This is a genomic window from Streptomyces sp. NPDC032198, assembly GCF_040636975.1.
Taxonomy (GTDB): Bacteria; Actinomycetota; Actinomycetes; order Streptomycetales; family Streptomycetaceae; genus Streptomyces.
Genome location: NZ_JBEZVL010000003.1, coordinates 24,704 through 37,781 on the forward strand (window position 1 = coordinate 24,704; position 13,078 = coordinate 37,781).

Below are 13,078 nucleotides of genomic sequence, written 5' to 3' on the forward strand. Positions count from 1 at the left end.
CGAGCCGTGATCCCGTCAGCGTCGTCAGCACCGTCAGGGCGGCCAACTGCCCGCCGCACACAGGCGGAACGGTCCGATGCGACCACCGCACAGTTGGTCGCCGCGGCGCAGCACCTCTTCGGCCGGGACGGGTACGCGACGACGTCGATCGTCTCCGTGGCGGCTTCCGCCGGTGTCACCAAGGGGGCGGCCTACCACCACTTCGCGGGCAAGGCGGACCTCTTCCACGCGGTGTTCGTCCGTGAACAGCAGGAGATCGCAGCGGAGTTGGAGCGCGCGGCGGCCGAGGAGGCCGACGCCTGGTCGGCGCTGCGGCGCGGCTGCCGCCGCTTCCTGGAACACTGCCTCGACCCCGGGTTCCGGCGGATCACGCTGCTCGACGCGCCCTCGGTCCTCGGCTGGGAGACCGTCCGCGAGATCCAGTACGCCCATACGCTGCGGGTGCTGACGCAGGGCATGCGGATGGCGGCGTCCGAAGGCCACTTCGGCGAAGGCGGGGATCTGGACGTGCGCTGCCAGCTGATGTTCGGCGCGCTGTGCGAGGCGGGCATGCTCCTGGCCCGCTCGCCCGACCCGGCCTCCGCCCTCACCTCGGTGACGGCGGAGGCCGAACGTCTGCTGGCGGCGCTCTCCGCGCCCCAGGGACTGGGGACGAGGAGTTACGGGGACTAGGCCTTCTCGGGGACGCCGCTCCCGGTCACCTGGTCCTCCGGGGCAGCCGCGTCCGGGGAGAGGCTGTCCATGAAGGACGAGACGGAGAACACCGCACGCCCCGGCCCCGCCGGACCGTAACCGGGAGGCGACGAGAGGCCGTTGGACTCCATCGTCGCGCGGTACGCCTCCAGCAGGCGCACGTGGTACTCCAGCGGCGCGCCCTGCGGGTTCGCCTTGCCCAGCGGTGTCGTGGGCTCGGGGCACCACGTGGTGAAGCGGGGCGTGATGCCGCGCGACATGAAGTACTGGAGGCCCTCGACGGTGGAGTCGATGGCCTCGCCGACCGTCTTGAAGCCGAACGGTTCCGCCATCTCCACGCCCGCCACGAAGTTCGGGATGACGTTGCGCGGCCCGAAGACATCGGCGGAGTCCAGGATGCGGCGGTGCCACTCGTCACGACCGACGTAGCGCTCCTTGCCGGGGCAGTAGCGCTCGAACAGGTACGGGTCCCACACCTCGTAGTTGGGGTGGTAGATCCGCACGCCGTAGTCGTGGAAGCGCTGTACGTCCGCCTTGGGCAGCGCCTGCGCGACGACCTTGCCGATCCAGCGGCCGGGGAAGCGCTCCTCGATGGCCTTCGCGTACTGCCCGTAGAAGTCGGCCTCGTCCTTGCCGCCGATCTGCGAGGTGATGGCGCCGCCGGTGAGCGTGTACGCGGTGGAGGACTTCGCGGTGTCGTACTTGTCGATGATGGCGAGGGCCTCGAGGACCTCGTCCATCGGCTTGACGCCCGTGTAGGGGCGGCCCGCGGCCTTCTGCTGGCGCCAGTTGTGGTTGATGTCGCAGTACTGGCACTCCTCCTTGGCGCCGAAGTACTGGCAGACCCGGAAGACCGTCAGATAGATCAGGTAGCCCCACTGGATGGTGGGCGCCACCTCCATCACGGACTTGCCGTTCTCCAGCGTGTGCCGGTAATAGTCCGGCATCGGGGGCAGGCCCACGTCGGAGATGCGTACGCCGTCGAGGTAGAGACCGAGTACGCCGTTGTCGTCGGCGGCCACGCGGTACGGCGACGAGGGGTTCACGCGGACCGAGACGACCGTGCGGCGCAGGTCGTAGGGGCCGCCGGTGAGGACGATCTCCTCGGGCGGGCGGCGCAGGGCGGCGGCGCCGAGCTCGGGCAGGGTGCTGTGGTCGAAGGAGAAGATGAAGTACGACTTCGGCTTGATCTCACCGCCCTCGTTGTCGCTGAGCGCGGACTCGTCGAAGGCCATGCCGCCCCTGAGCAGGTCCTCTTTGATCACCGCCTCCCGCGGCACCTGCGGGAACCGCTCCATGAGTCCCTCTACGAGCTGGGTACGGCTCTCGCTGCGGCTTGCCATCTGCCGGGCACCTCGGATCCTGTCGGTGAATTGTGCGTTCCCGTACCCCCCACGCTAATACGCCGCTTTTCCGGCGCGGATCCGCCTCCGGTCTCAGCCGCCCTCCGCCCTTGGACGGGGCCTTCGGCCGGGCCTTTCACACCGTGCCGCCGGGGCCGGGAACCCGGCGGTGCCGGCCTCGCGTTGTCCTGGCATGAACGAGCTGGTTGCCGGGGGAACGTGGAGCTGCCGGACGGTGCCGTCACCCTCCGGGTGCCCGGCCCCTTCGACCTGTCCGTGATCGTCACCGGCGACAGCGGGAAGGTAGCGGGCGACGGCGACTTCGTCTTCTACAACCAGCCCGCCACCTCCGGCGCCCGGCTCCAGGGGGACGCGGTCACGGTTGACGGGCGGCGCCTGCGCACCGGTGCGAGCCGCGTCACGGTGGCCGTGAGCCCCGCCGAGCCGGGCACTCCCCTGGGCCGGCTGCCGGGCATCGCGCTCCAGGTGCACGGGCCCGGCGGCCGGCTGGTGGCGTGTTTCACACCGCCGCGCCCCGACCGCGAGACGGTGCTGCTGCTCGCGGAGATCTACCGCCGGGGCCAGGGATGGAAGCTTCGGGCCCTCGGTCAGGGGTACGCGGACGGGCTCGCGGGGGTGGCACGCGACTTCGGGGTGGATGTGGCGGAGGAGGACGCGCAGCCGCCCGCGCCTTCCGGCGCACCGCGGAGCTCCCCCCGGGCTGCACCACCGAGCTCCCCTTCGGGTACACCGACGAGCCCCTCTAGGGGTGCACCACCACGTTCCCCTTCCGGTCCACCGCCGAGCTCCCCTAGGGGTGCAACACCACGCTCCCCTTCCGGCGCACCGCCCAGCTCCCCTTCCGGCGCACCGCCACGTTTCCCTTCCGGTCCACCGCCGAGCTCCCCTTCCGGTGCACGGCGGCCGACCTCCTCCGGGCCACCGCCGAATGCGCCGGCCGGGGCGCCGCCGCTTCTCCGCACCGCGCCTTCCGGGCGGTCGTCCGATTCCGGTGGGCACGCGTCGGCCGGCATCGGGCGATCGCCCGTCTTCTCCGGCCCGCCCGCCCCCGACGGGTTCCTGCCGCTGGTCAACGCCGCTCGGGCGTCCGCCGGTGCGCCTCCCGTCTCCCTCGACGCCCGGCTGACGGCCGCCGCGAGCGCACACGCCGCCGGGATGGCCGCGCGGGGCAGCCTCGGCTCGGAGGCGGACGGCACGTCCCTCTACCAACGCGTTGTCGCCGCTGGGTACCCGTATCTGGCCATCGGCGAACAATTGGTCTCCGGGCCGCGCTCGCCCGCCGACTTCGTGGAGTACTGCCTCTCCGGGGAGCAGTCGGGGCGGACGATGCGGAGCCGCGCGTACACGCACGTCGGGGTGGCCCACACCGCCGACCCGCGCTCCGGCGACGTCTACTGGACGGCGTTGTGGGCCAGCCCCTTCAGCCCGCAGGGCCTCGCGGAGTGGGGAGCGGCCGTGCTGCGGCTCACCAATGCCGAGCGGACCGCGGCCGGACTTCGCCCCCTCTCCCCCGACCCGCTCCTGACCGTCGCGGCGCAGGACCACAGCGCGGACATGGTCGCCCGTGCCTTCTACGCCCACACGTCGCCCGAGGGCGGTGAGCCATGGGACCGGGCGTCCGCGGCGGGCAGCACGCACCGCGCGATCGGCGAGAACATCGCCTGCGGGCAGCGCACACCCGCCGAGGTGGTGGACGGCTGGATGAACAGCCCCGGCCACCGGGCCAACATCCTCAAGCCCTCCTTCACCCACCTCGGCGTCGGCTTCGCGGGCGGCGGCTCGGCAGGGACGTACTGGACGCAGCTGTTCGGCGGCTGAGAAGCGCTCGCGGCGGCGACGGGAACAGGCCGCTCGGCCGGAGAAGGCGCCCGGCGCCCCCCGGCCCACCGCGGCCCCGCTCACCCCACCGCGGCCCCCTCAGCCCACCGCCACCGGAACCCCGCTGCGCGCCGACGCGTACCCCGCCGACACGATCTTCAGCGTCCGCAGCCCGCCCTCGCCGTCGGCCACCTCCATGCCGCCCTGCTCCGGCCCGAAGAGGAACGCCCGCAGCATCCGCTCGTCCAGGTCGGCGCCGAAGGGCAGCTCGAGCCCCTGCCGGTGGCGTTCGCTGTAGCCGTGGACCGACTGGTCGAAGGCGTCCATCTCCAGGGTGGCCCGCTCGGCGACCACGGTGAGTTCGAGTCCGCCCCAGGAGTGGTGCGAGCGGGGATGCGACCAACTGCAGTCGATCGTGGCCACCGAGCCGTTGTCGTAGGTCACGGTGACCAGACCGCTGGTCTCGGCGTCGACCTCGCCCTCGTACATACGGTTGTTCGTCTGCGCGTATACGTCGACGGGGCGGGCCTCGCCGAAGAGGTCGTCCAGGAGGTCGGCTATGTGGACCGTGTGGTCCATCAGGGCTCCGCCGCCCGCGAGTTCGGGATCGGCGAACCAGCGCCGCGAGCTCGGCATGGAACCGTTGTTCGCGCCGGACACGGTCAGCACCCGGCCCGCCTCTCCGGAAGCGACGGCCGCCTTGACGGCCGCGTACGCGGGGCTGAAGCGGACCGGGAAGGCGACCGCGAGCCGGACACCGGCCGCGCGGCACGCGCTGAGCATCGCCTCGCCGTCCGTCACCGTCGTGGCCAGGGGCTTCTCGCACAGGACGTCCACGCCGCGGGACGCGGCGAGTTCCACCAGTGGACGGTGCCGCGCGTTCTCGGAGCAGACGATCACCGCGTCCGCACCCCAGGCGAACACGTCCTCGTACGACTCCGCGTACGCGACGCCCCGCTCCTCGGCGAACGCGCGCCCCCGCACCTCACCGGGCGCGGCCGACGAGCTGTCCGGGTCGCTGCCGATGACCTCGATGCCCGGCATCCGGGCGAGGAGCCGGAGGTATCCGGATGCGTGGACATGGGCGAACGACAGCACGGCGACCTTCATCGCGTGACCTCCTCAGTACCCGTGCGGATCTCTGCCGCCCGGCCCGTACGACTCGACTCGACGGCCGCCTCGGCGATCCGCACCGCCTCGATCCCGTCCCGCGCGCTCACCCGGGGTTCCGCACCGCCGTCCGCCCAGGAAGCCGCGAACTCCCGCAGCTCGGAGAGGTAGGGGCTCTCCGTCATCGGGCTGGACGGAATGCCTTCGTTGGCCGCGCGCACTCCTTGCGCGGTGATCCGGTAACCGGGCACGGACGTGGAGTCGTGCCGAAGGAGTCCGTCGCTGCCCGCGATGCGGAACGTCGTACGGAACCGCTGGTCCGGGAGGCCCCAGAGGCCGGTGATGTGACTGATCGCGCCGGAGGCGTGGGTGAGGACGGCGGTCGCCGAGACGACCTCGGCCCGGGCGCCGCCCGTGACGTGCTCGACGCCTCGCGTCTGCGCGTGCACGCGGACCACGTCGCCCGCGATCCAGCGGGCGATGTCGATGTCGTGCACCATCAGGTCCATGATGACGCCGCCGGACATGGCGGGGTCACCGAACCAGGGAGCCCACTGGGGCCGCGCCCCGCCGCGTGTGAAGCGCAGGACCGCCAGGTCTCCCAACTCGCCCCGGGCCACCGCCTGTTGCATGGCCGCATACGCCGGGAAGTAGCGCACGACATGAGCGGGATGCAGCCGGACACCCGCCGCTTCGGCGGCTGCCGCGATCTCCTCGGCGTCGGTGGCGTTGAGCGCGAGGGGCTTCTCGCAGATGACATGGCGCCCGGCGGCGACGGCCGCCAGGGCGATCTCTTTGTGCGTGGGAGTGGGGGTGCAGATGTCGACGGCGGTGCAGTGGGCGAGCAGTTCGCCGAGGCTCGCCACCGCGGCGACCTCGCGCCCCGCGTACTCGGCGGCGAGCTTCTCCGCGGAGCCGTCGACGGTGTACACGCTGACGCGCGCACCCAGTTCGAGCCAGCCGGGAAGATGGGCGCGGGCGATGCCGCCGGCGCCGATCAGGCCGATGTGAAGCGGTCGCATGGAGGGGATTACCTTTCCTGGTTCCTGAAAGGGGTCGGCAAAGGGGTCGGCTTCCGAAGTTCCGGGTGGGGAATGGGGGTCAGCTCTTGGAGCCGGAGAGCGCGACGCTCTGCACGAAGTGCCGCTGCAGGAAGACATAGACGACGAGCATGGGCAGGCTCGCGATGAGCGAACCGGCCATCATGACGGGGTAGTTGGTCTCGAACTGGCCCTCCAGCGAGGTCAGTCCGGCGCTGATGGGCATCTTCTGCGGATCGGTGTTGACGATCAGCGGCCACAAGAGGTCGTTCCACGACCACATCGCCGTGATGACGGCGAGGGCGGCGAGCGCGGGCCGCACCAGCGGCAGCATGATCGACCAGAAGATGCGGAACGAACTCGCCCCGTCGATCCGCGCGGCCTCTTCGAGCTCCTTGGGGAGCGTGAGGAAGAACTGGCGCAGCATGAAGGTCCCGAAGGCGCTGAACATGCCCGGCAGGAACAGCGCGGGCGCCGAGTTGAGCAGGCCGAGCCGCTGGATGATGTCGTACTGCGGCAGGACGAGCAGGGAGCTGGGCACCATGAGGACGGACAGGAAGAGGGCGAACAGGACGTTGCGGCCCCGGAATTGCATTCGGGCGAAGGCGTAGGCGGCGAGCGAGCAGAACACCAGCTGTCCGACCGTGCGTCCCACGGTGTTGAGGACACTGTTGAACAGCATGTCCCGGAAGGGCAGCGCGGTGAAGACCTCCTCGAAGCTCGACCAGTTCCAGGTGTCGGGCAGGAAGGTCGGCGGCACCTTTGCCGTCTCCGCGAGGGACTTGGCCGCGGTGAGCAGCTGCCACAGGAACGGGAAGACCATCACCAGGGCGCCCAGGGAGAGCGCCGCGTGGGTGGCGACCGAACCGGCGTTGAAGCGCCGGCGGCTCGTGGGCCGGATCGAGGACTCACGCATAGTGCACCCACCTCTTCTGCAGCCTGAACTGCACCAGCGTCAGCGCCGCGATGATCAGCATGAGCAGGAAGGCGAGCGCGGCCGCGGCGCCCTGGGCGTTCTCGATGAAGGCCCATTTGTAGAAGAGGCTCACCACCGACTGGGTGTCGCCGATCGCCGGGTTCTTCTCGGCCATCATGATGTAGATCAGGTCGAAGGTCTGCAGCGAGTTGATCATGCAGATGATGGACGCGAAGAAGATCGTCGGGCTGAGCAGCGGCAGTGTGATCGTGAAGAAGCGGCGCAGTGGCCCCGCGCCGTCCAGTTCGGCGGCCTCGTAGTAGTCCTGCGGGATGCCCTTGATGCCCGCCATGAAGATGATCAAGTAGTAGCCGGTGGTCGACCAGACCATCACGGCGCCGATGGCGTACACGGCGGTCGAGGGGTCGGAGACCCAGTAGCGGCGGTCGGCGCCGAACCGCTCGAGGACTTCGTTGATCAGTCCGTAGTCGCCGTTGTAGAGCCAGTTCCAGACGAGACCGACGGCGACGGGGAGCGTCACGAACGGGATGAAGTACAGGGCGCGGTAGACGGGGACGCCGCGCAGTCCGCGCCGGTTGAGCAGTGCCGCGACGCCGATCGCGAGCGGCAGGGCGAGCAGTCCGATGGCGCAGTAGATCAGGGTGTTGCCGAGCGCCTGCCAGACGGTGACGTCCTTGAGGACGCGCACGTAATTGTCCGTGCCGACCCAAGTGTTGCCGCCGAACGCCCCGAACTCGGTAAAGCTGTAGAAGAAGGTCTGGAGCAGCGGCCAGAAGTAGAAGGCGGCGAAGCCGATGCCGAGCGGCGCGATGAAGAGGTAAGCGACGCGCTGGCTGCGGGACTTGGGCGGCCCGGGTGCGTCGGACGCGGCACCGGCCGCCCGTTTGCCGCGCCCTGCCGCCTTCGCGGCGGCCGTGGAGGGAAAGACACTCATCATGCGCGCTCCTCCTTCAGGGCTCGGTCCATCTGCTCGCCCAGGGTGCGGGCGGCGCTCTCGATGCCACCCTTGCCGCTGAACGCGGCTCCCAGGAGCGGGTATTGGAGGTTTTCCCAGACCGCGGTGTTCTTCGAGCTCGGGTACGGCACGGCGTACTCCTGCATCTCGATGAAGTGCTTCAGGTCGAATTCGGGCATCGCCTTGAGCCAGGCGTCCTGCGTCCCCTCGTACGAGGAGATGGTGACGCCCGCCGATGCCTGGATCTCGGCGGCCCTGCGGCCCGCCATGAAGTGGACGAACTTCCAGGCCGCCGCCTTCTTGCGGCTCTTGGCAGAGATGACGTTGGCGAGGCCGTGGATGATCGTGGCGCGCTCCCGGCCCTTGGGCAGGACGGCGACGCCGCCGTGGTCCTTGAGCGCGGGGATGGCGTACATCTGGCCGGCCATCGCGGAGAGGTCGTAGACCATGGCGGTCTTCTCCGACCAGTAGCGGTTGCGGGCCTTGGACTCGACCATGGCGCTCTGCGGCGGCGACCAACCACGGTCGATCATGTCGGTCCAGTAGCGCAGGCCCTCGATGGAGCGCTCGTCACCGAAGCCGGACCTTCCGTCCTTGAGGACGTAGCCGCCCGCACCGTGGATGGCCGGGTAGAGCTGGCCCTGGCGGTCCATCTCGGCGGCCATGCCGTGCACCCGTGCGCGGGGGTCGGTGAGTTCGGCGGCGGCGTCGCGCACGTCGTCCCATGTCCACGTCGCGTCCGGGTACTTGATGCCCGCCTTGTCGAAGAGCGCCTTGTTGTACCAGAGGCCGATGGTGTCGAAGTCCTTTGGTATGCCGTACTGCGTGCCCTGATAGGCGTAGATCTTCACGAGTGAATCGGGGTGGCGGTCGACGGGGGTCGCGTCGCTCTTGATGTGGCCGCTCAGGGGTTCCAGGACGCCGCTGGAGGCGTAGAGCTGGAGGTTGACCGCGTTCATCCAGAACACGTCGGGGGCCGTCCCGCCGCGCATCGCGGTCTTCAGGGTGGTCCAGTAGCTGGACCAGGGGGTGAGCTCCATGCGCACGGAGATGCCGGGGTTCTCCTTCTCGAAGGCGTCGATCACCTTCTGCATCCCCGGTACTTGGGCCACGTCCCACACCCCGTAGGTGAGGGTGGTCCGGCCACCGCTCGCCTCGCCGTCGTCACTCTGGCCGGAGCAGGCGGCGAGCAGGGGCGCCGCCATCGCTCCATACAGCAGAGTCCTCCTGCGCATGAGCGCCTCCGCTTCCGGTCTCTTCCACGGACTTCGTCCGGGTGTCCTACGGCGTCGAATCCGCCAGCAGATCGGCTTCGACCTGGTCAAGTGCCTTGCGTACGGCGCCGATCGCGACGCCCTGTTCACCCAGCGTGCTCAGCGCGATGCGCGGGACGTGCAGGGTCAGCGGGCGCAGTCTGTCCTCGATCAGCGGCACGAGATGGCCCCCCAGCGGGGTCGCGCCGCCGGTCAGCACCACGAGCTCCGGGTCGACGGCGAGGGCGAGGGCGGCGATGCCCGGCGCGATGCGGTCGGCGAAGTCCGCGACGGCGGCGAGAGCGCGCGGGTCCGCGGTGTCGGCCGCGCGGGCCAGGGCCGCCACCTCGGACTCCCCCGAGCGGCGGTCGCCGTTCCAGCTGAGTGCCTCCTGCGCGGTGTTCATTCCGAGCAGCGGAAGCAGGCCGAGCTCGCCCGCGCCGCCGCGCCGGCCCCGGTGCAGCCGCCCGCCGATGGTGAGGCTGCACGCCACGCGGTGACCGGTCAGGACGCAGACGACGTCACCGGCGAGGGTGGCGGCGCCCTGCCAGCGCTCGGCGAGCACGGCGAGGTTCACGTCGTTCTCGACGAGGGTGTGGCCCGCCTCCCCCTCGGAGAGGAGCCGGGCGAGGTCGACGCCGGACCACTCGGGGATGACGTGGGAGGTGATGGTGCCGCCCGCGTCGACGACGCCCGGTACGCCCACGCAGCGGGCGAGGATGTCGTCGCGCCGCACGGAATGTGCGTCCAGGAAGGCTTCGAGGCCCTCGCGCAGGAGGTCGAGCCGCTGGGCTCCGCCCAGCTCCGGGTCGATGTCCTCGCGCCGCACGGCGAGCACCGTCCCGCCGAGATCGGCCAGGAGCAGCACCATCTTGTGCAGGCCGATGTCCGCGCCGACGACGCGGCCCGCCTCCACGCGGAACCGGAACCGCCGGGCGGGGCGCCCCGGCGCACGCTCGGATTCATCGCGCTCGGCCTCCCCCGCCCAGCCGTGCGCGGTCAGCTCCTCGACGGCGGATTCCACGGTGGGCCGGGAGAGTCCGGTGCCGGCGGCGAGCTCCGCGAGGGTCTGCGGGCTGCGGCGGTGCAGGGCGCGCAGCACGACGGTGGTGTTCAACCGGCGCAGCGCGGCGAGGTCGTGTCCCCGTGTCCCGTTCCGCAACACTTCTTCACCCCATGTCGAGGCCAGGGCAGGGGCGTTGACCAGCGGGTCAACGGCTGCTCCCGGAGATTAGGGAGGAGACTTGCATATTCAGGGCCGACGGGGAACCCCCTTCGCGGGGCCGGAATCGGGCCTCTTTCACCTGAAGGCTCGTCAGGAAAGAGCCTTGTTAACTCCGTGCGCGACCCCTTGCCAAGGGGAGATAGTACGTGTTCGGATTATCTCAGTCGGGCGGTCACCCACCGCCTCGTATCCGCAGTTCAGACCCTGTGCGGCGGGCCGGTGAGGCCTGCCCGAGAGCCCCTACAGCTCCCCCATTCCCCCTCGCACGACGTGTCCGGAGTCGTGCTGCCCGCATGCCCGAGGCGGCCCGCGGCAGCCCGAAAGAAGGGATCCCCCGTGTTCGATCTTTCGTCCGTCGATCTGCTCGACGCGTTCACCCGAGAACTGCGACTGTGCAAGCTCCGCGAGGACGAGCACGTCGTCGTCCTCTCCGAGCCCGGCAGCCGCGGCGACTACGTGGCCGCCGCGTTCGGCGCCGCGAAGACCTGCGGCGCCCATGTCATCGCCGCGACCGTCCCCGGCGGCAGCCCCGCGCCGATGCCGAGCACCCACACGGGGGCGGGCCCCGGCCTCGTCTCCGTGCTCAACGACTCCACCGCGCAGGACCTGCTGAAGTCCGCCGACCTGGTCGTTGACCTCACCCGCGAGGGCTTCATCCACGCGCCGGTCCAGCAGGAGATCCTGCGCGCCGGCACCCGCATCATCTTCGTCTGCGACGCCCCCGACGTCCTCATCCGCAACCTGCCCAAGGAGTCCGACAAGGACGAGGTCCTCGAAGGCGTCCAACTGCTCAAGCGGTCGGCCGTCATGAAGGTCACCTCGGACGCGGGCACGGATCTGACCGTGCAACTCGCCGGATCCAAGCCCGAGTTCCAGTGCGGATTCGCCGACGACCCGGGCCGCTGGGACCACTGGCCGAGCACGATGGTCCTCGCCTGGCCGGAGATCTCCGACGGGCAGCTCGTGCTCGCCGAGGGCGACATCCTGCTGCCCTTCAAGGAGTACGTGCGCCAGCCGGTCAGCCTGCAGATCTCGGGTGGCCGGATCGAGAAGGTGTCGGGCGGCGCGGAGGCCGAGCTCCTGAACACGTTCTTCGAGGACGCGGACGACCAGTGGGCGCGCAGCCTCTCCCACATGGGCTGGGGCCTGATGCGCACGGCCGACTGGTTCGCCACCGCGATGTACGGCAAGGACGACCTGATGGGCATGGACGCCCGCGCCTTCGCCGGGAACTTCCTGTGGTCCACGGGCCCGCACCCCGTCCTCGGACGCGAGTCGTACGCGCATCTCGACATCGCCATGCGCGGCTGCACCGTCACGGTCGACGACACCGAGGTCGTGACGGGCGGCCGTCTCACCGAGCGCTGACCGCGCTCCAACTGCCCCTAGGCATCCGGAAGATGGAGGAAGCGTGGCGTCCAGCCAGTCGTACGAAGTCACCGTCGTCGGAGGCGGTCTCGGTGGCCTGACCGCCGCCCTCGCGCTGCGGCACCGCGGTCTGCGGGTCACCGTGCTGGAACAGGCGGCGCAGCTCGGCGAGGTGGGCGCGGGCATCCAGACGGCGCCGAACGCAAGCCGCGTCCTGCTCGGCCTGGGTCTGCGCAGGCAACTGGAGGCCATCCACACCGAACCGCTCGACCAGGTGCGACGGCGCTGGAAGGACGGCAGCGTGGTCGGTCTGACCTCGCTGGGCCGCCGCTGCAAGGAGCAGTTCAACGCACCGTACTGGCACTACCACCGGGCCGACCTGCACCGTGTGCTCATGGACGCCTGCGTCGACCCGGCGGGCCCGGGCCCGGTCGTCGCGCTGCACACCGCGAGCAAGGTCGCCGAACTCGACCGCACGGACCCGGCGCGCCCGGTGGCGATCACGGACGACGGGCGGCGGTACGCGTCCGACGTCGTCATCGGCGCCGACGGCATCCGCTCCCGGGTGCGCGACCTGATGGGCGCACCCGACACCCTGCAGTTCTCCGGCGAGATGGCCTACCGGGCCCTGATACCGGGCGACTTGATCGCGGCCGACCCGGCGACGCGCTGGCTGGTGGACCGCTACCAGTCCACGATCTGGTACGGGCCCGACCGGCATCTGGTCCACTACATGATCCGCGGCGGCGAGTTCCTCAACATCGTGGCCTGCGTGCCCTGCACGGACGAGGTCGCCGAGAAGTGGAGCGTGGCCGCGACCGCGCAGGACCTCGTCGACGCCTTCCCCGGCTGGGACGACCGCGTTCCCGCGATGCTCTCCAAGGCGAAGGAGGACGTCTCCTGCTTCGCGCTCTACCACCGGCGCCGCGACCCGGTGTGGCAGGACGGCCGCACCGCCCTGCTCGGCGACGCCTGCCACGCGATGCTCCCCTATCAGGCGCAGGGCGCCTCGCAGGCCATGGAGGACGCCGCCGTGCTCGCCGAGGAACTCGGCGCGGTCACGGTGGACGGCATCGAGGGCGCGCTGCGCCGCTATGTCGACCGGCGCGCCAAGCACGCCGGGATGGTCCAGGACGCGTCACTGCGGAACAAGACCTTCTACCACTTCCCCGACGGCCCCGAGCAGCAGGCCAGGGACGAGAAGCTCCGCCGGGACTTCGACGGCGAGTCCGATCTCTCGTACGACTGGCTCTGGGGCGGCAGCCCGCTCAACGACCCCGATCTCGGCGCATTCTCCTACCAGTTCCCACGCTGA

At 70.6% G+C, this 13,078-nt stretch carries 11 protein-coding genes; 4 read left to right on the forward strand and 7 right to left on the reverse strand.

Annotated features, from left to right (window positions below; genetic code table 11):
* Positions 1 to 6: 6 nt before the first annotated feature.
* Positions 7 to 672 carry a TetR/AcrR family transcriptional regulator gene (locus AB0E78_RS08300; RefSeq protein ID WP_361829606.1) on the forward strand — a complete coding sequence of 222 codons (666 nt, stop codon included), beginning with the start codon at positions 7 to 9 and terminating at the stop codon, positions 670 to 672.
* Here AB0E78_RS08300 and AB0E78_RS08305 read toward each other — a convergent pair.
* Entirely contained in the window at positions 669 to 2,036 is a 1,368-nt protein-coding gene (locus AB0E78_RS08305) for a radical SAM protein (RefSeq protein WP_361829608.1), read from the reverse strand. The genes AB0E78_RS08300 and AB0E78_RS08305 overlap by 4 nt on opposite strands.
* Before the next feature lie 219 nt (positions 2,037 to 2,255).
* Here AB0E78_RS08305 and AB0E78_RS08310 point away from each other — a divergent pair, with 219 nt between their 5' ends.
* Positions 2,256 to 3,875: a CAP domain-containing protein gene (locus tag AB0E78_RS08310; RefSeq protein ID WP_361829609.1), complete on the forward strand. Its 1,620-nt coding sequence runs from the start codon at positions 2,256 to 2,258 to the stop codon at positions 3,873 to 3,875.
* A gap of 99 nt (positions 3,876 to 3,974) precedes the next feature.
* Here AB0E78_RS08310 and AB0E78_RS08315 read toward each other — a convergent pair whose 3' ends face one another.
* From AB0E78_RS08315 to AB0E78_RS08340, 6 genes are all read right to left on the reverse strand, one after another.
* Positions 3,975 to 4,985, reverse strand: coding sequence for a Gfo/Idh/MocA family oxidoreductase (locus AB0E78_RS08315; protein WP_361829610.1), 1,011 nt, complete (start codon positions 4,983 to 4,985; stop codon positions 3,975 to 3,977).
* Complete coding sequence (locus AB0E78_RS08320) at positions 4,982 to 6,007, reverse strand: Gfo/Idh/MocA family oxidoreductase (RefSeq protein WP_361829612.1); 1,026 nt, start codon at positions 6,005 to 6,007, stop codon at positions 4,982 to 4,984. The genes AB0E78_RS08315 and AB0E78_RS08320 overlap by 4 nt, the downstream gene beginning before the upstream one ends.
* Positions 6,008 to 6,086: 79 nt before the next feature.
* Positions 6,087 to 6,941, reverse strand: coding sequence for a carbohydrate ABC transporter permease (locus AB0E78_RS08325; RefSeq protein ID WP_361829614.1), 855 nt, complete (start codon positions 6,939 to 6,941; stop codon positions 6,087 to 6,089).
* Positions 6,934 to 7,899: a sugar ABC transporter permease gene (locus AB0E78_RS08330; protein WP_361829615.1), complete on the reverse strand. Its 966-nt coding sequence runs from the start codon at positions 7,897 to 7,899 to the stop codon at positions 6,934 to 6,936. The genes AB0E78_RS08325 and AB0E78_RS08330 overlap by 8 nt, the downstream gene beginning before the upstream one ends.
* Positions 7,896 to 9,152 (reverse strand): sugar ABC transporter substrate-binding protein, encoded by a 1,257-nt coding sequence (locus tag AB0E78_RS08335; RefSeq protein WP_361829617.1) that lies wholly within the window; start codon positions 9,150 to 9,152, stop codon positions 7,896 to 7,898. The genes AB0E78_RS08330 and AB0E78_RS08335 overlap by 4 nt, the downstream gene beginning before the upstream one ends.
* A 46-nt stretch (positions 9,153 to 9,198) precedes the next feature.
* Positions 9,199 to 10,335 (reverse strand): ROK family transcriptional regulator, encoded by a 1,137-nt coding sequence (locus AB0E78_RS08340; RefSeq protein WP_361829618.1) that lies wholly within the window; start codon positions 10,333 to 10,335, stop codon positions 9,199 to 9,201.
* Positions 10,336 to 10,731: 396 nt separating this feature from the next.
* Here AB0E78_RS08340 and AB0E78_RS08345 point away from each other — a divergent pair, with 396 nt between their 5' ends.
* Both AB0E78_RS08345 and AB0E78_RS08350 read left to right on the forward strand, forming a co-directional pair.
* Positions 10,732 to 11,763 carry a hypothetical protein gene (locus tag AB0E78_RS08345; protein ID WP_361829620.1) on the forward strand — a complete coding sequence of 344 codons (1,032 nt, stop codon included), beginning with the start codon at positions 10,732 to 10,734 and terminating at the stop codon, positions 11,761 to 11,763.
* A 43-nt stretch (positions 11,764 to 11,806) separates the two neighbouring features.
* Positions 11,807 to 13,078, forward strand: a complete 1,272-nt coding sequence (locus AB0E78_RS08350) for an FAD-dependent monooxygenase (protein ID WP_361829622.1) — start codon at positions 11,807 to 11,809, stop codon at positions 13,076 to 13,078.